The sequence below is a fragment of the Siminovitchia terrae genome (assembly GCF_003605405.2).
In the GTDB taxonomy this organism is placed as follows: Bacteria; Bacillota; Bacilli; order Bacillales; family Bacillaceae_C; genus Siminovitchia; species Siminovitchia terrae.
Window position 1 is genome coordinate 19,675 of sequence record NZ_QYTW02000010.1, and the last position, 22,101, is coordinate 41,775.

At 35.4% G+C, this 22,101-nt stretch carries 11 protein-coding genes and 1 pseudogene; 5 read left to right on the top strand and 7 right to left on the bottom strand.

Going from position 1 to position 22,101, the window contains the following annotated elements:
• On the bottom strand, positions 1-1,178 hold a 1,178-nt coding region (locus D5F11_RS11610; RefSeq protein WP_143253765.1), incomplete at its 3' end, for an N-acetylmuramoyl-L-alanine amidase.
• Positions 1,179-1,743: 565 nt separating this feature from the next.
• On the opposite strand from D5F11_RS11610, the gene D5F11_RS11615 reads away from it, so the two are divergent.
• The gene (locus tag D5F11_RS11615; RefSeq protein ID WP_120115521.1) at positions 1,744-3,822 is read left to right on the top strand and encodes an Ig-like domain-containing protein; all 2,079 of its coding nucleotides are present in this window, start codon (positions 1,744-1,746) and stop codon (positions 3,820-3,822) included.
• Positions 3,823-4,086: 264 nt separating this feature from the next.
• On the top strand, positions 4,087-6,237 hold the full coding sequence (locus tag D5F11_RS11620) for an N-acetylglucosaminidase (RefSeq protein ID WP_120115522.1): 2,151 nt from the start codon (positions 4,087-4,089) through the stop codon (positions 6,235-6,237).
• 106 nt (positions 6,238-6,343) lie between these two features.
• Here D5F11_RS11620 and D5F11_RS11625 read toward each other — a convergent pair whose 3' ends face one another.
• From D5F11_RS11625 to D5F11_RS11645, 5 genes are all read right to left on the bottom strand, one after another.
• Positions 6,344-7,402 carry an LCP family protein gene (locus D5F11_RS11625; RefSeq protein WP_120115523.1) on the bottom strand — a complete coding sequence of 353 codons (1,059 nt, stop codon included), beginning with the start codon at positions 7,400-7,402 and terminating at the stop codon, positions 6,344-6,346.
• Positions 7,403-7,489: 87 nt separating this feature from the next.
• Complete coding sequence (locus D5F11_RS11630) at positions 7,490-8,542, bottom strand: CDP-glycerol glycerophosphotransferase family protein (protein WP_120115655.1); 1,053 nt, start codon at positions 8,540-8,542, stop codon at positions 7,490-7,492.
• A gap of 112 nt (positions 8,543-8,654) precedes the next feature.
• Entirely contained in the window at positions 8,655-9,053 is a 399-nt protein-coding gene (tagD, locus tag D5F11_RS11635; protein WP_120115524.1) for a glycerol-3-phosphate cytidylyltransferase, read from the bottom strand.
• A 356-nt stretch (positions 9,054-9,409) separates the two neighbouring features.
• On the bottom strand, positions 9,410-11,266 hold the full coding sequence (locus D5F11_RS11640; protein WP_120115525.1) for an LTA synthase family protein: 1,857 nt from the start codon (positions 11,264-11,266) through the stop codon (positions 9,410-9,412).
• Positions 11,267-11,999: 733 nt separating this feature from the next.
• The gene (locus D5F11_RS11645; protein WP_120115526.1) at positions 12,000-13,985 is read right to left on the bottom strand and encodes an acyltransferase family protein; all 1,986 of its coding nucleotides are present in this window, start codon (positions 13,983-13,985) and stop codon (positions 12,000-12,002) included.
• A gap of 663 nt (positions 13,986-14,648) precedes the next feature.
• Here D5F11_RS11645 and D5F11_RS11650 point away from each other — a divergent pair.
• A complete protein-coding gene (locus tag D5F11_RS11650; RefSeq protein ID WP_185830641.1) occupies positions 14,649-17,909 on the top strand; it encodes a CDP-glycerol glycerophosphotransferase family protein in 3,261 nt (1,086 codons plus the stop codon).
• Between the two features lie 135 nt (positions 17,910-18,044).
• On the top strand, positions 18,045-19,574 hold the full coding sequence (locus D5F11_RS11655; protein WP_120115528.1) for a glycosyltransferase: 1,530 nt from the start codon (positions 18,045-18,047) through the stop codon (positions 19,572-19,574).
• Positions 19,575-19,632: 58 nt separating this feature from the next.
• Here the strand turns inward: D5F11_RS11655 and D5F11_RS11660 are convergent.
• Positions 19,633-20,302: pseudogene (locus tag D5F11_RS11660) on the bottom strand (transposase); the annotation flags it as partial.
• Between the two features lie 49 nt (positions 20,303-20,351).
• Between D5F11_RS11660 and D5F11_RS11665 the strand changes: the two are divergent.
• Positions 20,352-22,055, top strand: coding sequence for a tetratricopeptide repeat protein (locus tag D5F11_RS11665; protein WP_120115529.1), 1,704 nt, complete (start codon positions 20,352-20,354; stop codon positions 22,053-22,055).
• Positions 22,056-22,101 lie beyond the last annotated feature (46 nt).

A 22,101-nucleotide genomic window follows, 5' to 3' on the forward strand; every position in this document is an offset into this window, starting at 1 on the left:
GCTTTTGCAACCTTAATTTGGTTAGTTGTCGATGTCGGTTTTGATGCAGGCTTAGCTTTCAGATACGCGCCGTTAACAAATCCCGTTTTTCCTTTAAACTTAATTTGGTACCAGTTGTTAGAGGTTTTCCCAGTAACAGTGACCTGCTCGTTCTTTTTAAGAGATCCCAGTGAGTTATATTTTGTGCTATCGCCTGAACGAACATTTAAAGAGTCAGCTGTGACGATAAAAGTGCCGCTGGCTTTTGACACTTTAATTTGATTAGTTGGCGGAGCAGGCTCCGATGCTGGTTTAGCTTTTAAATAAGCTCCGCTGACATATCCGGTTTTTCCCTTATAAGTAAATTGATACCACTTCTTGGGAGTGACCCCTGTTACGTTTATCTCTTCATTCTTTTTCAGAGTTCCGATCGTCGGATAATTCGTTCCGTCACCAGTACGGACATTGAGCGAATCTGAAGTTACGATGTAAGTTCCGGTTGCTTTTGAGACAGTGATTTCTTCTGTGTTAGAATTATTCTCGTTAGACGTTCCCCCTGAGGCGTCCCCTTTTTCAGGGAGAGCCAAAGCATTGGCAACACCTGTTGAGATAGCTTCAGAGATATCATTTAAAAACTCTTCATTTTTTAATAAAGCAGCATCAGATTCATTGTCAATGAAAAGGATCTCAAGCAATATGGAGGCCATCTTCGATTCTCTTAATACATGAAAGTTAGCTTTTTTCTTTCCACGGTTATTTTTTCCATATTCTTCAAGAACCTTACTGATTTCTTTATTAACCTCGTTTTGTACTTTTATATCTTCAGATGTCGCATTTTTATCATGGATGTAATCCTCATAACCGCTTCCGCCAGCCGCATTGATGTGAACGGATAAGAAGAGGTTAGCGCCCCAGCTATTTGCCATATTAGTCCGCTGATTCAATGATATGTAAACATCAGAAGTGCGAGTCATTTTCGTCTGCACAACATAATTGTTGAGCAGATTTTGGTTGATCTTTTGAGCGATTTTTAAGGTGAGATCCTTTTCGCGCAATCCGTTACCCGTTGCGCCCGAATCACTTCCTCCATGACCTGCATCAACGATAACCTTCTTTGCGGATTGGGCGTCAGCGCGATTGCCGAACAGAGTGAAAACTAATCCTATTGCCAGCAAGGCAAAAAATAACTTATTCTTCATTCATACACCTCATTAAAATAAAGTTCATATTGGTAAAAGTAAACTTGCTTGTCATATCAGCTTGTCATAAAAAACAACACCTCTAATAACCTTAGTTTCTACTCTTTTTATTATCGGCAGATCGTAAGATGACTTTAGTCTGATTCCTCCACCTGGCAAATTTTTCTATTTTATGCATTTAAGATAGTAAAAAAAGATGTCATTTAGGGAGTGGTATTTTTTGGCAAATCAATCACTTTTGCAATCATAGCAGGCGTCAGTATTTACGTAAAAATCGAGCTTTTTCCTGTTTAAAAAGAGTTCGTTATAATTTTCAAATAAATATATACAAATGGTTAGAAAGGACCTAATATAGTAATAGTTACCTATATAAGGGGGGAGAAAGAACAAATGTTAAATCGAAGCAAGAAGATGTAGAAGCAGCCCCATAACAATATTCCAGGAGCGTCAATATCATACACTTCAAAAAAATAGAAGCTGAGGGTGTAATAATAAAAAGGTTCAAGCATAACTAGTTAACCAGCCAATCGTTTTATGAAAATGAAGATGAGAGAAGGGTCTATGAATGAAAAAGAATATATGGATAAAAGTCGTATTCATTACTACGTTACTTTTATCTTTTGCATTAGGTAATTCGGCAGATGCTGCCAATCAAAGCTCTATAGGTGATGGTACATATACAGTTGGGCAGGATATTTCTGTGGAGCTAAGTAAGCTCAGCATCTCAAAAGGGGCAGCCGATATCTCCATCAAAAGAGGAGATATCGAATTGTTGTCTGAAACCCTTGATGGCACTCAACACTATTCTCCAAATCAAGTGACTGCGAGTTTAGAAAATGGTGATAAAATCGAGGTTCTACTCCATGATGGAGCAGCAAATATAAGTGTCCAGGAAATCCCTGAATTGGATTTAACACAGATTCCAGGTGGCTTCTATGAGATCGGAGTCGATATTCCAGAAGGAACTTACACAATAAAAAGCAATAACGATGAAGGAGCCTCTATTGATATTTTAGATAGCCAATACAATAAGAAGGATTCTATTGATGTAGATTTTGCTGAAGCTGTTGATCAGGAGTTTTCAAAAGGTGACAAAATTTATCTTTACGGTTTAACAGGGACGGTAAATTTTGAAGAGGAAATAGTCGTACCTCAAAGCATTTCTCTCAATAAGTCCAGTTTATCCTTAAAGGTAAACAAGACTGCAAGCTTAACCGCTACTGTTCAACCATCCACTGCCGAAAATAAAGAAGTCAGCTGGTCAAGCAGTGATCCAAAAATCGCTACAGTGGATCAAAAAGGAAATGTTAAGGCGCTAAAAGCAGGCAAGGCTACTATTACGGCTACAGCAAAAGGTGATGATTCTGTTAAAAAGAGCATTCCAGTCACCGTGACAAAAGTTATTCCGACTGAGCTAAAGTTAAGTAAGTCAACTTTAAATATTGCAATTAAACAGACGTATAAGGTCAATGCAACAGTAACCCCGGCGGATGCGGCGAACAAGTCGGTCGTTTGGAAAAGCTCAAATGCAAAAGTAGCTACTGTTGATTCAAAAGGAAATATTAAAGGGATTGCCAGCGGTTCTGCTACAATTACTGCCACTACTAAAGATAACCCAAAAGTGTCGAAAAAAGTAGCAGTAAAGGTCTCGCCTAAAACAGTAAAATTAGACAAAACTAGTTTATCTTTAATTGCTGGTAAGACGGCTACATTGAAGGCAACAGTTTCTCCATCGGATAGTACAGATAAGGGTGTAACGTGGAAATCATCCAATACGAAAATTGCGACTGTGAACAGTAAAGGTAAAGTAACGGGAAAAACAAAGGGAACAGCCACAATAACTGCGACTGCCAAAGGTGCAAAATCAGCTCAGGCAAAGGTGACCATTAAAGCACCGATTGCGGCAAAATCTATTAAACTCAACAAAAAATCGGCGACCTTAAATAAAGGAAAAAGCTTAACATTAACTGCTACCATTAGTCCAAAAAACACCACTAATAAAACAGTGACATGGAAATCATCCAATACAAAAGTGGCAACTGTGGATAGTAAAGGAAAAGTAACAGCAAAAGGTGCGGGAACAGCCAAGATCACGGCCAAAACGAGCAATGGCAAAACGGCGACAGCCACGATCACAGTACCTTACGTAAAAAATTTAAGTGCGGGAACTTGGAAAGCAGGAACAGATATACCTGCTGGGCGTTATCTGATTACGACCAAGTCGGGGAGCGGTAATTTGGTGATTACCATGAAATCATACGACCGTTTTGTGAATGAAATTCTTTCGAGTAAAGATGATGGGTTTGGTGTCACTCGCGTAGCGACTGATATTAAGGCCGGAGATAAAATAGAGATTATGGGTTTAAATAGTGTCCAGTTTACCCGTGTGAAAAATGTAAAATCCAATACGCTGCATGCAGGATACTGGACAGTCGGCAAAGACATATCACCTGGGAAGTATAAAATTACAACCCCAAGCGGAAATGGCAATTTAATTGTTCATAGGGGGAGCCGATTACTTGTAAATGAAATTCTTACAAGTAAGTCTGATGGATTTGGAGTAAGAAGTGTGACAACTACACTTAAATCTGGGGATAAAATCCAGATATCTAGTTTAAACAAGGTGAATTTTACAAAAAAATGATGCAAGGAGGACGCCTTCTAATGGGCGTCTTTTTTTATCCATTAAAAAGATTCCGTTCACTCTACTCTATCATTGAAGTTCTCACAATACGCCACAAGACGCACTTATTTATCTCACAGCATATTAATCAACTAAACAGGAAACGTCTAACATAGGAATTTGCCAAACATGTTATAATTAGACAATACTATTTCCAGTATTAGTATGGTACAGGAATAAAATGTAATTTCACTATACAAAAACCTTATTCTCAGGGGGGAACAAATGAAAAAGCTATCTGCCATTTTTTTAATAATGTTAATTTTCTTTTCTTATTCAAGCCCGTTACACGCTGAAGTAGCCAAAGGAACCCAATCTACTGTAGAGAAGAAAATAAGCAAACTTGGTCATATAAGCAATTCTAAAGTAAAAATCTATTCAAATTTACAATTAAAGTCATTTAAAACGGCTGGTTCCAAATTTACAAACCAAGTCTATTACATTAAAAAACAAGCAACTATAAAAAAAGAAATCTATTATTTAATTAGCAATCAACCCAGTGATACAAAAGGTGTATTTGGCTGGGTAAAAGCTAAAGACATGTCGACTCGGCAGCATAAAGGAGTAGACAAAAAGAAAAAGACGCTTTATGTAAAAGGAACCGGGAAAGCTTTTAGTAAAGCCTGGGGTGGTAAAAAAGACTATGTATATAACAACTTGTCCAAATATAAAAATCGCTCTTTTCAAGTCGATTTGACTGAAAAGGTGGGAAACAATTTATGGTATCGAGGGACGCTTGATGGCAAAACAGTTTGGATCTTGGGCAGTGATGTTGTACAAGCCAAGGAAAGCAAGACAAGCAAACTCGGTCATATCAAAAATTCAAAAGTGAGAATCTATAAAACACTTGGTTCTCCATCTTCAATAGCTGCAGGTTCAACATATACCAACTTTGTTTATTACATAAAAAAACAGTCGATTATTAATGGGACCACCTATTATTTAATCAGTAAACAACAAAGCGATACAAAAGGCACGGTTGGTTGGGTGAATGAGAAAGACTTATCAACAAAATTACATAAATACTTGGATAACTCAAAAAAGGATTTATATATTAAGGGAACCGGCAGTGCCTACAGCAAAATATGGGGCGGCCGGAAGGAACTAGTATACAGCGATTTAAAACAACATACAGACAAAATACTTAATATAAATCTTACCGAGAAGGTTGACAACGATGTTTGGTATCGGGGAACCTTAAATAGTAAAACGGTCTGGATTCACTCTTCGAACCTAAAAGAAAGTAAGAATACATCTACTCAAAATAACATGACTCTTAAAGAAGCCATTGATATTCAAATGAAGCAAAAACCGCAAACGGATAAGTATCGCGATAAAAATGCTTTTGTTCACAAGGACTATATAAAAATTGAAAAGTCCGGAGAAATTATAGGGAATGAAATCGCCCTGCGCACTTCTCCAAAACTTGGAGATAATGTGCATACAACTCTCAAAAATAAAGCCAAGGTAATGATTTTGGACACGGTCACCGGAGACCAATCTGAAGGAACCAACGAATGGTATAAAATAAAATATAGCAACAAGGAGCTTTACGTAGAGTCCTCTTTGGTGGATCTAAAATCGACCACAGCTTCTGTCACATCAAATGTGGATATTATGGAATCAGCGAGTACAAACAGCCATGTATATGCGACCCTTGGAAAGGGAACTAAGGTCACAATTGTGAACGAGGGAGCAACCTGGCACGAAATTCAGTTTGGGACATGGAGAAACGCAAAGGCAAGTGACGTGGAACAATATTTAAGTCCAAACAACAACAGCCAGTATCAGCATTTACTATTATCTTCAAGTGCGGGTGTGTCTGCCGCTGAATTAAATAAAGTATTAGCTGGCAAGGGCATCTTGGATGGCCTTGGCAAAGCTTTTCTTGATGGTGGAACAAAACACAAGGTGAATGAAATATATTTAATTTCCCATGCGTTTTTGGAGACTGGTCAAGGGACATCGCAATTGGCTAAAGGAATTGAAGTAGGAAAGGATCATGGGGGTAAAGCTGTACTTGTTACTTCCGAGAATCGAAAAAGCTTAAAGGAGATTAAAAAGGTTTATAATATGTTTGGAATCAAGGCGTATGATTCCTGCCCAAACACCTGCGGTGCTGAGCATGCATATGAAAAAGGGTGGGATACACCTTCCAAGGCTATTATCGGCGGTGCAGAGTTTATTGGAAAACAGTATATCCATAATGAGTACAAACAAAATACCATCTATAAAATGAGATGGAACTTTGCTAATCCATCAAAGCAATATGCGACAGATGTTGGCTGGGCTGTAAAACAGACTTCAAGAATCGAGTCGATCTACAAACAGTTGGATCATACAAAGCTGGAGTTTGATATTCCCAAATTCAAATAGAAACTAAAATAAAAAAGGCATCTAAGGTCAAGGGAAACTGACCTCAGATGCCTTTTTTACTTCGGAAAACAAGAGCGGTAACAGAAAATGAGACATTACGCCGACTTTATGGAGCCTGTTCTAACGTTTCATCCTCTTCCTGTTCTTGTCCAGCCGGTTTGGCCATCTCAGTATTATCATAAGTGGCAATGTCCAGATGTTCTTTCAGCTTGCCTTTGACATCCGCCAGGCTATCTTCATTAATCTGCCAGTAATAAATATTCTGTCCCTGGCTGTTCATGATTCGTGTATCTTCACCCTCAAGTGTATAGGATTCAATGCTCAAATTGCCGGAAACAGCGTAATCAACAAAGGCTTTAATTTCATCGAACGTCATATCCGTTCTCATATTGTCACCGATCGCATCAATCACTTTTCCATATTTGGTTAATGAAGTCCCACTGGCAGCTTTTGCCGCAATGGCTTTCATGATCTCCTGCTGGCGTTTACCGCGCTCAATATCGTTGTCTAGCTTTCTGGTTCTAGCAAGTGCCAAAGCTTCTTCGCCATCCAGCTTTTGCATTCCGGCTTCAAGTGAAATAGCACCGGCCTTGTCCTTAGAATTCTGTTCTGAGAAGGCATATGGAACATCCACATCTATGCCATCTAAAGCATCGACCACAGCCATGAACGCTTCAAAGTCAAGACGAACATAATAATCAACAGGGATATCCATTAAATCCTCAACAGTTTCTATAGTAGCACGAGGCCCGCCATACTTGTGCGCATGATTAATCTTTGTACTATAACCAACCTCTTTGATGTAGACATAAGAGTCACGAGGAATCGTCAACAGCTTCACAGACTTTTCCTTTTCATTCAAAGTGGCGAGCATAAGGGCATCGGAGCGGGCATTGTCAGAAAAACCACGTTTTTCACTCTCATCGATACCAATAAAAAGAATCGAGACATTATCAATGTGAGGGTCCACCTTTTTATCACGGAGATCAGATTTTCCCCGATCATCAAAAAAGGCACCACCCATCATGTTTTCAGCTTTTTTATATAAGTATGTGCCATAAGAAGCGCTGACTGCTGCAACAAGCAGCAAAGGAAAAATCGCGAACCAAAAAATACGCCTTCTGCGCTTCCGCTTTTTAGTTTCTGTAGAATTATGTCGTCCCATTTGGGGTGAACTCCTTTTCAATTAGAGATACGCTATTCTCTATCATACTACCATTTCGCTCAACCGTACATACCTTTCATTAGAAAATTACCCTCTACTAATAGTTTCTGCACTTTTGTTTTTCGAGTAAATAGCTTGAATTAAGCGTATACTGGAGGTTCCTGTCGAAAATTCATTCCACTCATTTGCAAATTTCACAATTTGGTCATAATTATACTTGTTTGTTTGAATGGCTTCAACAAGCTCTTTTGAATTATAAACTACTGGACCTGGAACAAGCTGCTCATAAGGCTCCCAGAAGCCACGGGATTTACCGTATTCCTCCAAATCGTACGCGAAGAAGATCATGGGTCTTTGTAAAAGCGAAAATTCAAAAGGAATGGAGGAGTAATCCGAAATTAAAAGGTCGGTTACTACCAACAAGTGATTGATATCCGGGTAGTCGGAAACATCATATACAAAGTCTGGATATTGATTGGCAAATTCAAAGTGGACAGCAGGATGAAGTCGCAACAATAATATATATTCATCTTTTAATTGCCGATACATATAGTCAATATTCAGCGGAAGGGACGATACATTAAATTCACCCTCACGATAAGTCGGGGCATATAAAATGACTTTTCTCTCTTGAATGATCGGATATGTCTTTTTTAAAGCAGCTACGGTTTTCTGTAGGGCCTGCTCATCAAAAAAGAAATCTGTCCGGGGAATTCCAGTTCGAAGAATATTTTCTTCTCTAATCCCGAAACTTTCCCGATAGATATCTGCCATTTTTTCACCGCCGACAACGGCACAATCGAATTGGCTGTATACCTTTTTAAAGCGTTCAATCGCTTTAGGTGATCGACCTGCATTGGAAGGATCCATAAGGCCAAATTGTTTAATCGCACCCGCTGCATGCCAAAGTTGTACACATTTCACATTCGGCTTAAACTTCACTGCTGCCAAAAATCCGAAGTAATTGTCGATAAAAATCATATTTGACGTCGCTAAATGATAAATCGAACGTATCCAACCCCAAAAATGTCTCAACTCAAAATTCAATTCAATTCCATCGAAATTTACCCGACATGAATCAGTTTTTAACACAACAATTTTTTCATCAGTTTGCTTTTCCAGTTCTTTTAACGTAAACAAAACATTGTCCCCAAAGGAAGCAACGAAAGTTGTTTTCTTCTTTTGGGGACAAATGCTGAATATTGTAAAGAAAAAGCGAAAAACAAACAGATATAACTGAATTGCAACTTCCCTAGCCATTGTTTGCCTGGTTTAAATCATTCTTAATTTTTGTTGTTGAGATACCAACAGTCCTTGGAAGGTAAACAACATCGCAATATTCTTTTAAGAAGTCGAACTTCCCTTCCCAGTCATCACCCATTACAAAAACATCGACATCATGATTTTGAACATCTTCGACTTTTTGCTCCCAAGTATGCTCAGGAATGACCTCATCTACATACCGAATTGCTTCCAAGATCGCCTTACGCTGCTCAAAAGAGTAATAAGCTTTCTTTCCTTTTAAGGCATTAAACTCGTCAGATGAAATGGCCACAATCAAATAATCGCCGTATTCTTTTGCGCGGCGTAAAATATTGATATGCCCGGTATGGAGTAAGTCGAATGTTCCATACGTGATTACTTTTTTCATTATAGACCCTCCGTTAATAAGTAGGTACTATATCAATCGATAAAAGTCCGTCTAAAACCTCATCACTCATTATACTTGATTTATTTAAAAATAAAAACCACACTTTTAAAAGCAAAAGGCCATACACTGAGAAGTTGTATGATTTTAAAGGTAATTCGGACAAGAATGCCTGTACCCTTAATGTTGGAGAGAGGGATGTCTGTATATATTTTTCCATGGCATTTCTCAATAAACTCTTCTTGGTCCGACAATCTACCGTTTTTTCTTACTGTGAGTTTTGCTTGATGTTAAAATCCTCTTTTTAACTATAGTGGATACTCCTGATTTTACTAGCTTTTGTAGAAATATTCACAGGTTCATTTCTTATCAAAAGTGAAAAACTGATCCGGTAACCAATCGGCTCCAAATAATGCATCATAAACAATGCTTCTGTAATCATCCACCATCTCAAGAATGTCGTTTTCTAAGTCTTCATCCATAACTTTGCCTTGGTCTGTTACGACGAAATTATTCCCAATCCTTTTTACACCTTGATCTAATAACTCATCCATCAATCCTTGAAAAGGTGTTACAAAATAGTTCCCTTCTCTTAATAAAACAGTCGTAAAAAATATTGGAGATATACCATCTAATTTTAAACCTCCATCACTTCGACCATGATTCATATAAATGAACCATGGTGTTTCATGAAGTTGGTCATTCGGAAACTTCTCTTCAAAGCCTCTAAACAAACTTGGAAAATGATCTCCATATAGTAACAGATTTATTTTTTTATCGGAAGAAGCAAACTCCTTTACAAGCTGCCCTATAGCTTCATCCGATGCTCTTAAACCTTGAAGATAGTTTACTAATCCTTTCGCTTCTTTTTCAGGGTAAACCTTATAATTAATCTCTGGATGATATTCCATATCGGGAATCTCTCCTGTATATGGAGAATGATTTTGCATTGTTAAAACATGAATTAGGCCAATCTCATCATTTTTCGCGACTCTTAATAAATCTTTATGTAATTCTTGGTCTGCGACCCTCACATGGGTCCCAAGCTTTCCTGTATGTTTAATCCCGTTGTCTAGAAATAAGAAGTCGTTAAAGCCAATAGTTTTGTATACAGAACGCCGCTTATATAACTGAGCTGTATACGGATGAATGGCCACTTTATCCTTTTGATAAAAATTCAAAACAGTATGATGGTTCTTTGATTGGACATAGAAATCAGAATAAGGTGTAACTGACAATGGTTCATTAAACACTTCTAGACTAAAAGAAGTTAAAACTGACCATTCGATATTTGCAGTGCCTCCGCCAATATACTGACTGTACATCTTTCCACCGATATGATCTTCTATCATTTTAGAAATATTTGGAGTTGGCGTCTGATTTTTTATTAATCCGGGTAATCCCATCGGATCAATTAATGTTTCACTCAAATAAAAAATTGTTTGGGAATCATTCAATGAATTCTCTCGTTTTTCGTTAATTTTTCTGGCTATTTGGGTATATTTACCGTTTATCCTATGCATGCTTTTTTTATTATAATTATCTGGTTTATTCATATAATTAGGTTTAAAAGTTTGAATAAAACTGGGGATGAAACCATTTCGCTGAGCCCGTAAAACAGGATTAAAATTATGGGTACGCGCCTCTTCATATTTCAGCACGTATTTATTATAAATACCTGGTTCTGTAGAAATGATGAATAACGGAATAAGGGCAATTAAAAGAATCACGACTCTAGCCTTAATCCCGACTTGAAAATTTATTTTTTTGGAAATACCTTTACTGATGAAGTGAAGAATAGCAAGTAGTGAGATCAAAGATATAACAATCAGTAAGGCCATTCCGATTGGAGCATCTATAAAAGATAATAGTTCTTTTGGTGATCCAATTGTCTGCAATTCTTTAAATGTAATAAATTCATTTCTCTCTTTCACTTTAATTTGGTTTGCAAAGACGAGGGCACCAAAAAGTAAATTTGTCATTAATATACTAACAATAAAGGTGCCAAATATTGCATACATAATTAAGAAGATTAAAAATACAAAAGAAACTCCATTGTAAAAGGATTCATTCACACGAAAATTTGTATCCATAGAAAAATCTACAAATAGACTTTTATTAAGCCATTCTACTATCACAGTAGAATTAAGCCCCATAACTACACAAATCAACAAAAAATATAAACCTAAAATAATTTCCTTTTTCCACTTAGACATCTTTCTTTCACTCTCTCGAAACATTGTTATAAAATTGATTTGCCTTAAACAAGATGTTTTAAGACAGAAACACAGACTCAATAATAGTTTAAATATTTTTATGTAGGTATTGAATCCTCTACCTATTTAAGTGAGCAATTTGCACATTTTTCATCAAGGGTCATAAGGCTTTTCAAAGGCGTAAAAAAGACTTTACCCATAAATTGTAGAATTTTGAAGTGACCAAAACCACAAAATTCGTCAGGGGGAAATCACTTTGTCTATTCTACAATAAAGTTTATTTTTTTGGAAGAGTTGCAAATATTAGAGTTAAGAGATAAAATTTCGATCTTTTTTAGTGCTTTTGTCTTGCAGTCTTATGCAAGACACTTAAAAAGTACAATCACTTCAAGGTGTAGATGGACATTCTTGGGAAGAGATATTAGGGCTTTCAGGAAGTCACCATTGCTTTTACCAGCCTGTATCATTGATTGGGTAAAGGTTATACGTGTCCGTTATCAATGTGACTTGGATACTGGTCGATCTGCCTAGGTGAAAGGTTTATCGCTGGCAGACAAGTGCTTGATAGGTCGGCATTGATGTCTATGAAAAGAAACAGCCAAAGAAGCGAAGTGAACTAAGTTCACTTCGCTTCTTTGGAATTATACTAAATTTATTTAAAATAAAAGACCGTAAACTAAGTACGGTCCCACATAAAATCACCAAATTTTAATATATCTATTCTTGCTTTCGATTATTTCTTTTTGAGAATTTCATTGATTTCTTCTTCAAAAATAGGTCCGAAGCTTTCAGAATAAGTATTCGTTAAGTGTCTATTATCCCGGTAAACTATAATATTACCAATAATAGGCTGAAATTTACCATCTACTCTAAAATAATCAGTTAAGTCAATTTTATGCAGTGATTTATTCTCAGTTTCAAATTGTTTCCAAAAGCTTTCATCTTTTTGATTAGTTTCTGAATTCATTTTTTCGGTAGTTTTTTCTAGCCCATTTGTTTCTAATGATTCTAAAACATTAAAACTATATCTTGGATCATCTCGAATAGCTAACACTTCAATACCATATTCATCTTTAATATACTGCAGCTGATCAACTATTTGTTGTTGTATTTTATTACTAGATGCATCAGAAGCCGTAGCTTGAGCAACAATTAGATCTACATCCGCATCCTTTAGATAGTCCAAAACATTATTAACCCAGATACCCTTCAAATCATCATCGGAGTATCCCGTTGAAAACCGTGTGCCTGACCTCGTCATATTCAATACACGATAATTATGATCTTTTGTAGCTTCCAAAATTGCACCTAACCAATGTTCTGAATGTGAACTACCAATCAGAGCAATTGTGGCATCGAAATTTTCAGTTTCGCCGTATTCTCCTATTTTTAAGTCACTATCTTTTAATCCCTGGTTACTGCCATCCAGATGCGCTTGTGGTAAATCACCAAAGACGTCAGAGAATGCGGGTATTGGTTCTTGATCAGGTACTACATTAGGAGATTTTACAGCTAATGCTCCTGGGAAATTTTTATCGGTTATTTTTTGTTCTAGTTTATAATGATTTATTTTTACACCAATCAAAAAAGATCCAATTAAGAGTATATTCACACTGCCCATTATACCGAGTCTCTTGAATGAAAATTTATTATTGTCTGAGCTTCGAATGGGTTCTTCTATATATCGTGTCATTAAAAAAGAAAAGACAATGGATGAAATGATGATAAGTGTTCCAACAATGATTCCTGGAGTCTCTTGGACATTATAGCGATAGAATTCTAGTAATACCCAATGCCATAGATAGATTCCAAAGGAGATTCCTCCTAGCTTCACCATTACAGGTGAACCTAAAAAGCGTTTGACACCAAATTTTGTCTCGCGTGTACCAGACAAAACAATGAATAGTGCGCAGACCATTGGCCATAAGGCAATATACCCTGGAAACATTTCTGATACATTGAATACTATTCCAGTTAGAATTAAGCCAATCAATCCAAGCCAACCTATCACTGTAGCCAATATCTTATTCACTTTAATTGATGATAAATTGACACAGAGTAAGCTACCTAAAGCAAATTCCCATACCCGTGTCATCGTTATGAAGTAAGCCCATGGTTGATTGACAGCAGTTAAATATACTGAATATATAAAAGAAGAAACAAATATTATTCCTAAAACAGTATTAATCAATGTTTTAACGTTAGTTAATTTATATTTTTTAATTAGCAGTAGAATGAAAGCGAATAATAAAAACCAAATTATATAAAACTGTCCTTGTATAGATAAAGCCCAAAAGTGTTCAACAGGTGTTTTCATCTGGCTGGAATCTAAATAATCAGTGCTTGAAATCGCTAATTGCCAGTTTTGATAAAAAAACATGGATGCAACAACTTCACGTATTGTTTTATCCAGAATTGATTTAGGCAATAAAAACCAACTTAAAACGAGAACAGCTCCAAGAATAAAAAATACAGAAGGAAGCAATCTTTTCATTAATTTTGTGATATATGGCAGAAAACGAAGTTCTCCTGTACGATTAATTGTAGAAATAATTGAAGAAGTAATGAGAAACCCTGAAATTACAAAGAATACATCAACACCGCCAGAAACACGATTAAGCCATATATGGTAAATAGCTACAAGTAGTGCAGCAACAACGCGTAACCCTTCGACTTCGGGTCTGAATTTACGATCAATATTAATTAATGGTTGATTCATTGGATCTAATCTCCTACTTTTATATATATACATTTGCAAATTATATCACTAAACATTATAAATGCTAATGAATAATTATTTTTAGTCAACCAAATGTGGAAATGTTTTTTACTGTAGCTATTCTGATGTTTTTCAATTGAGGAGTTCCTATAGAGTGTTTATCTTTTAAATAGGTATTTTTGTTCTTTACTTTTTTGTCTTTCATTTTTTTATGTGTTTCGAGCCAGCCTGGTCATCATGCTCAGCAATCCGGCGGTCCAGAATAGTTCTCCTGTATTTATAGGATTTTTATATCGTCACCGATTTGTTGGAAATAATCCGTCATTGATAGCATTTCTAGAAAGCGATCAGCTATTTAAAGGGGAGTCTCCTAGCCATTGAAAAAAGGAGACGTCTGTTTTATTTACTGATTGTGGCTTTTAAGCCTTTAGACATCTGGTTAATTGTCACAAATAGTAAGAGGAATGTTAAAATAAAGCTAGAAAAAGGTGACTAATTTGTATTTTATATATATAGATACCGCTTTGATAGAGTGTTAGAATTAATAGTTAGTTATTTTTATGATCACCATTCAGCTTTCTGACAAAAAATTAATCAAGATATTGGTAGGGGTTGAGTATGAAATTATTTTCTTTGTTTAAAAAGAACAAGAAGAGTAAGCGTATGAAGCATAGAATAAATGTTTTTCAGTCTAAGGGGACTCTTACTATTTCAGGCTTGCTGCACAGCGAAGGTAATAAAGTTCTTGGGCTCTGCCTTGTTTCACGGGAGCAAAATACAAAAATTCAAATCGGAGAAACCTCTCCGACAAACGACTTTCGATTTGACATACATTTAGAGGAACTGCTTGCAGAATTAAAGAAGCAGGAAGAGGATACTTTTGATTGGTTTTTGAAGATAAGGAAGAAGTTATCTGATTTAAGTGAAGAGAAAAAAGGAATGGAAATCATAGAGATAGATGGCGAATTATACACGGAATCACTAATTCGCTGTGGAAGATTTCAATATACAAAAATCGAAGGATTGAATTATTATTTTCAAGACGAAGATTCTTTAATCACTTATCTTACAGACAAAGGTAATTTAACTACAGTTATAAATAAAGATATTGATATCCCTGTAAAAAATCAGATTGATAGAATTCAACATAAAAGTGGCTTTCTAAAGATTGAGGGTAAGCTCTTTACAAGAAGTTCTGTTATTCAAAATGGTGAAGTGATTCTTAGGGGCAGAGAAACAAAGAGTTATCTAACATCTGCTAACGTGCAGTTTGATCCAATCTTGAATGAAATAGAATTGAAATACGGACTAAACCGATACAAATATACCGCAAATATTGACTTGAAAAATATTCAGGATGGGACTCTTTTGGAAGAGGACATTTATGATTTCTTTTTAAGATTAGAGCTAAATAATTCAATTGAGGATAAATATATACGGATAGGTAAGCCGACATTCAGTACTCGTTTTCTTTTAAAAGATTTCAATATAAGGAACGACAATGAAGCAATCGTTGGAAATCCGTATTTTACATTTAAATATTCAAATCTTTCATTAGAAGTATATCAATATCCCATCGAAGCTTTTCATTATCTACAGAAATTAATGCGCTGGTCGTGGCTTGTTAAGCTGTTAAACAGAAAAAAAGATATATGGTTAGTTGGAGAGCGTATCTATAAAGCACAAGATACTGGATACGCATTTTTCAGGCATATGAGGGAAAATCATCCGGACAAAAAAGTATATTATGTGATTGAAAAAAATTCGCCGGAAAAGAAGAATGTAGAGAAGTATGGAAACGTTCTTGAATTCAAATCCAAAGAGCATATTCTGAACACGCTTATTGCTAAAAAGGTCATTTCCTCGCATCACCCTGATTATCTTTATCCCTTAAGAACAATGAAATTTAAAAATAAAGTTAAGGCAGATAAAGTATTTTTGCAGCATGGGGTAATGGGGACTAAAAATATGGTGGCCAACTATGGAAGAAATGCCCAAGGGTTTGATACAGATCTCTTTATGGTCAGTTCTGATTTTGAAAAAGAAATGATTGTCAATGATTTCGGTTATGCTCCACAAGATGTATTTGTTACAGGGTTATCCAGATTCGACACTTTATTTAAAGAAGATGTTGAAAAGAAAAGGCAAATTCTCATTATACCGACATGGCGTGACTGGATTGTGTCCGAAGAAGCTTTTTTTGAAAGTGAGTATTATGAGCGATATGAGGAATTGATAAACAATAAAAAACTGCATCAGTTGGCTGATGAATATCATTTTGACATAGTCTTTTGTCTACACCCAAACATGCAAAGATTCAGCAAATTTTTTGAGAATCCATCTATTAAAGTAATCAATCAAGGTGAGGTTGATGTGCAATGTCTAATCAAGGAAAGTGCGTTGATGATTACAGATTATTCCAGTGTGGGATTTGATTTCAGCTTTTTATATAAGCCGGTCATTTACTATCAATTTGACCGCAATCGGTTTATAGGAAAGCGGCCTTCCCACTTGGATTTAGACAATGACTTACCTGGAGAAATTTGTGATGAGCAGGATCAAATCCTCCTTTTGGTAGAGGGATATGCAAAAGCTGATTTTCAAATGAAGCAAATCTATCAAAAACGTGCTAAGAAATTCATTAAATTTAGAGACCAATCGTCCTCTGAAAGGATATACCAAGTAATAGCCAATAATAAAGTAAAAAAAGGCTTTCTTCACAACCCAAAAGTAGAAATGCTGGTAAAGGAGGTATTTCGAAGATACAGAAGAAGCAGTTATTACTTTCCAAGTATGAAGTTGTTCTATCGGATTGGGTCAAAAATTATACCAGTAGATAAAAAGTTGATACTTTTTGAAAGTGGCGTCGGAAAACAGTATGCAGACAGTCCTAAGAATATATATGAGGAAATTCTTTCTCAAAACTTGGACTATAAAAAAGTTTGGGTCTACAATAAGCAGCATCGTTTTCCTGATTCTAATACAAGAAGAATCAAGAGGTTAAGCCCTCAATATTATTATTATTTATTAAAGGCTGGTTGTTGGGTCAACAACCAAAATTTTCCTACTTACATTAAGAAAAGGCCACAGACCGTTTATTTACAGACCTGGCATGGAACTCCTCTTAAGAAAATGCTTTATGATATTGAAGAAGTTCATGGAAGAAGCGATGATTATGTCGAAAGGGTTGGGAGTGCTGTGAAAAACTGGGATTTCCTTATCTCACCAAGTCCTTATGCAACTAATGCATTTAGAAGTGCGTTTCGTTATGATGGTGAAGTTCTTGAGACTGGTTATCCACGTAATGATATCTTCTACAGAAGTGAAAAAGAGGAGATTACTAGGAGCGTACGAAGAAAATTAAATATTAAGGAAGATAAAAAAGTCATTCTGTATGCCCCAACTTTCAGGGATGATCAAGTATCGAATAAAAATAAATTTTTATTTGACATCCAAATGGACCTTCATAAAATGAAGGAAGAGTTAGGTGACGAGTATGTTGTGCTACTCAGAATGCATGTCGTTGTCAGTAATAAAATCAAGGTGGACGAATCCTTAAGTGATTTTGTTTACAATGTTTCAAGTTATCCTGATATACAGGAGCTATATTTAGTCACTGATATTTTAATCACTGATTATTCTTCAGTCATGTTTGATTTTGCTAATACAGGAAGACCAATGTTGTTCTTCACCTATGATTTGGAGAATTATCGTGATAATCTAAGGGGCTTTTACATGGAGTTTCAAGATGAGGCTCCTGGACCACTTTTATATAGTACAGATGAAATAATAAACAATGTAAAAAATATTAATGACGTGAAGATTACTTACCATGGAAAATATTCTCTTTTCCAAAAAAAGTTCTGTCCTTTGGAAGATGGATTAGCAAGTAAAAGGGTTGTCGACAAGATATTTAATAATTAATGTTTATTTATCAGGGCTATTTTTGTGAAGGGTATCTTCATTTTTTATGGGGTATGATTTTTAAATAAGCTGCACGTAAAAAGAGATATAGGTGCCAGGAATCTAGGCCAAAACGGCTCTTTGGGGGCAAGGGATATGGAACAATTGATAGGTCAAAAGGCGATTGATTTATTACACAGTAAAAGTGTAGAAATTGTAAACAGTCCAGTACGTTTAGAAAATAAATTATTTAAAAAAAAGAAAAAAATTACCGTAGTTACAGCTGTTTACAATGGGGAAAGATTTATTCGGGAAACAATAGAGTCAGTTATTAATCAGTCAATCGGCCTTAAGCATATTCAATACTTTATAGTAGATGATTGCTCAACTGACAACACGTATGAAATAGCAAAGAATTATGCTAAAAAACATAAAGAGATTTGCTATGTGCGTTTGCCAGAAAATACAGGCACCCCTGGAACACCTAGGAATATAGGGATTGAATTAGCGGAAAGCAAATATATTACTTTCTTAGACGCAGATGATTGGCTGGACAAAGATGGTTTAGAACATTTGTATAATATTCTTGAAGAGACTTGCGACGATTATGTGGTGGGTAAAACGATAAAGGTCGAATCTGAAGGTACGAGTGTGATCGGGGAATTTGCTTCAGTGAAAGAGAGAAGGAGTATATCTCCTTTTGAAGTGGAGCATTTCTTTTATCATATGGGACCTACTGCCAGAATGATGAAATTAGATTTACTTAAGGAGCATTATATTAGATTCCCGGAAATGACATTCGCTGAGGACAAATTGTTCTTTAGTGATGTATTTTTTAACGCTACTTCTGTTTCTACAACTACCCGACCAATATACTTCGTAAATCGAACCAAAGAAAACAGTGGTTCACTTACCCGTACAACAGATGTGATAAAAAAACGGGAAGCGGATTTAAAAGTAATTAAGTATATAAAGTCAAAGTCTCTTCCTGTTAATCAGGAAAAAGTTGCTTTGAACCGAATCTATGAGTACGACATAGTTAAAACTTTTGACAGCCAGTTGTTTGTGAAATCGAAAAACAAAAAAGCGTTTTTTAATGTCTTAGAACAAGCCATTGAAACTACAAAAGACTTAAGATATGACTTTCGAGAGGAATTCAAGACACCCCTATATCGGGCGGCAGCTGATTTATTTATGGAAAATCGAATCGAAGACATAGAAAAACTTTTTACATGGTATAAAAAGGATAAGAACAAAAAATATATTATTAAGGATAACTTGCCTTATTTTGAGGTTCCTATATTTTTAGATAAGTATAGATATATAAGGATACCGATGTTGGCAAAAGCGTTAGATTCGTATGTTATAGATAAAACCTATTTTCAAACCGTTGAGGTCTTCGGGGATCACCTTGATAGTATAAACCATATACTCATCCGAGATCGCAAACGGTATAATAATGATCTTATATTGGACTTTAACAGATCAGGAAACTTACTGACCTTTTCAGTTGATATGGAAAATACTATCAATCTAAAAAATTCCTTATTCACAATATTTATTAGGTATAATGACTACTCAATAATTAATATAAAACGGATTTATAAAAATCAAATCTCATATGAGGATAGAAAAATTGAATTTTACTCAACGTTGGCCAATAATTTGGGTTTATCAATTTCATAATTGCTTTTTCTAAAGAAACACAGACCTACAGAAATTTGTTTTTTAAATTTTTTTAGGTTTATGCGACTTGTTGTTGGTTGAAAATGGTATTGATTCTATCTGCAGCTAACTTTGATGCATTATAAACTAGCACCACTAAATCGAAGTGGACTTTGGCCCGCTTGCCGGAACGGTATCGAACATTATCTAGTTGGAAGTATTCCTTTAAATAAGCATTCACACGCTCAACAGCAGTGCGATGTTTGTATAACTCTTTCCATGCTTTCGATCCTCTAGCCGGTGCAATATACCTTCTAAGATCTTGTGTAGTTTTTACTTTATAAACTTTTTGGTAAATCCCCTCGTTGGCTAATGGGCAGTCTTTACATTCTTTGGCCTTGTATATTTAAGTGTTTCGTATTTGGGATCATAGCTATCATATCTATAGGAGTGTTCACGGAAACAAGTAGGTGCAAAATGTTTATCAAAGCCACTCGGTTCGGGTTTAGGTTTTTCCTCCTTCGGAGGTGCTGATCTCGTGCCTAAAAGTGTGAAGCATCGATGGCAGCTGTATTATCCATGATAAATCCTTTCACGATTGCTTGATGAAGAAGGATTTCCTGAACATCCTCCATAAAGTTGAATTCACTGATGATGGTAATCAATCTGGAAAAAACAGCTTCCGAAGGCACAGAGTCAGATACCAAAAAACCACAGTCAAGGCGGAGAATCATATCGTTCTCTAGCTTGTAACCCCTCTGGAAGGGAAGTGAACCGTCATTAATAAGGTATTAAAATTTGTCAAAAACCCAACGGACTATTCGGGGATTCTTGTATATTTTTAAAGGAGAAAGATTACTTAAACAAAATAAAAAAGAAGAAGCTGTAACAGAATTTGAAAAGGTTATTAAAATATTTCCAAATCATTTCTATACAAACTTACAACTTGCAAAATTCCAGATGGAGAAAAAGGATTGGGAATCTTCAGAGAAATATTGGGATAAGGTATACAAAAAAGGAAAAAGAGAATTTAATGATAAGTGCTTCTTAGATTATGCTAAGACAGTACGTTTGAATAATCATTTCTCAAAAGCAATAAAGATTTTGGAGGAAGCTCGTTTCGAGTTTCCTATGGACAAATTAATTCTCATGGAATTGACAGACTTATATAAGGAATTTGGCTCTTATAATAAAGCTGAGACTTTGCTAAAAGCTGCTGTTAAAAATTACCCGGAAGATCAAAGTTTATTTGATGAATTAATAAATATTATAATTTTAAAAAGGGATTGGCCTACAGCAATAGAAAAATTAGAGAGAATAAATAATTCTTTTGAATATGAAATTATATTATCAATGTTATATAAAATAGTAGGTCAATCTGAGAAAGCGAATAATTTATTTGATAGCATATTGAAAAAGTATGAACAGGCCATTATCGAAGATGAAAAGGGATATCGTAAAATTATAGTGTTTGATAATGGTGAAAGCAGGATAGAATTTTATAAATGCCTTAAAAAAACAGATGCTATTATGCTTACGTTTGATTCCATTAATATGGAGTGGCATGATTCCTCTTTTGCGTTTAAACTTTTAATGAGACAAAATTTAGATATTCTTGCTGTTAGAAAAAAGAAAAAGCAAACATACCAACAAGATTTAACTCAGCAAGATTATGTAGCTGCAGCTAATCCCATTATTAAAGGTTATAAGGACAAAATGGCTTATGGCTTTAGTTTAGGGGCTTACAATGTATTATATTTTGCTTCCTTACTTAATTGTAGAGTTTTAGCACTTTCTCCAAGATTATCTATTCATCCTGTTTATGGAAAAACTAAAGTTATTCTTAGGTTTAAGATGGAATATGAATTGTCATTTCCGCCAAATGATTCAATATCTCCGATCATTGTTTTTGATCCCAAAAATGCATTGGATAATAGATATGTAAATGAGAGTATTTTAAAGTCCTTCCCTAATGCTAAATTGGTGAAAATCCCTTATGGGGGTCATGGTATCGCGCCGCATCTTTTAAAGATGGGATTGTTAAAGAAATTTGTTGTAGATTTTATAAATGGAGCTTTGCCGAAATATGATCGAAAAAAGAAGCAAGCATCACCTGTTTATTTTAGAAACTTGGGGACAGAATGTTTAAAGCACAATAAATTAAACTGGGCATTACAGTTGGCTAAAAGATCTTTGGATGCTGTTCCCGCTGATAAAAACAGCATTAAGCTTATGATTAATGTGCTAAAAAGATTAAATGAATATGAAGAAGCACTTGAGTTTACAAGAAAGTCTATCAAGCTAGTTCCTAATGTTCTTGATATAAGGCTGTATCTTGTTGACATTTACATCCATCTTCGTCAGTTAGACAATGCAGAAACAGAAATTATGAAGGCTGAAAAGAAATTTGGAAATAAGAAATCTATAATTAAAAGAAAGGACATAATTAATAATATTAAAAAAACACATCTACCTGATCCTAAAACTAAACAAATAAGTTGAAAAAAGGAACTTACAGGTATAGGTTTTTTGTGTTATTCCTTTAGAA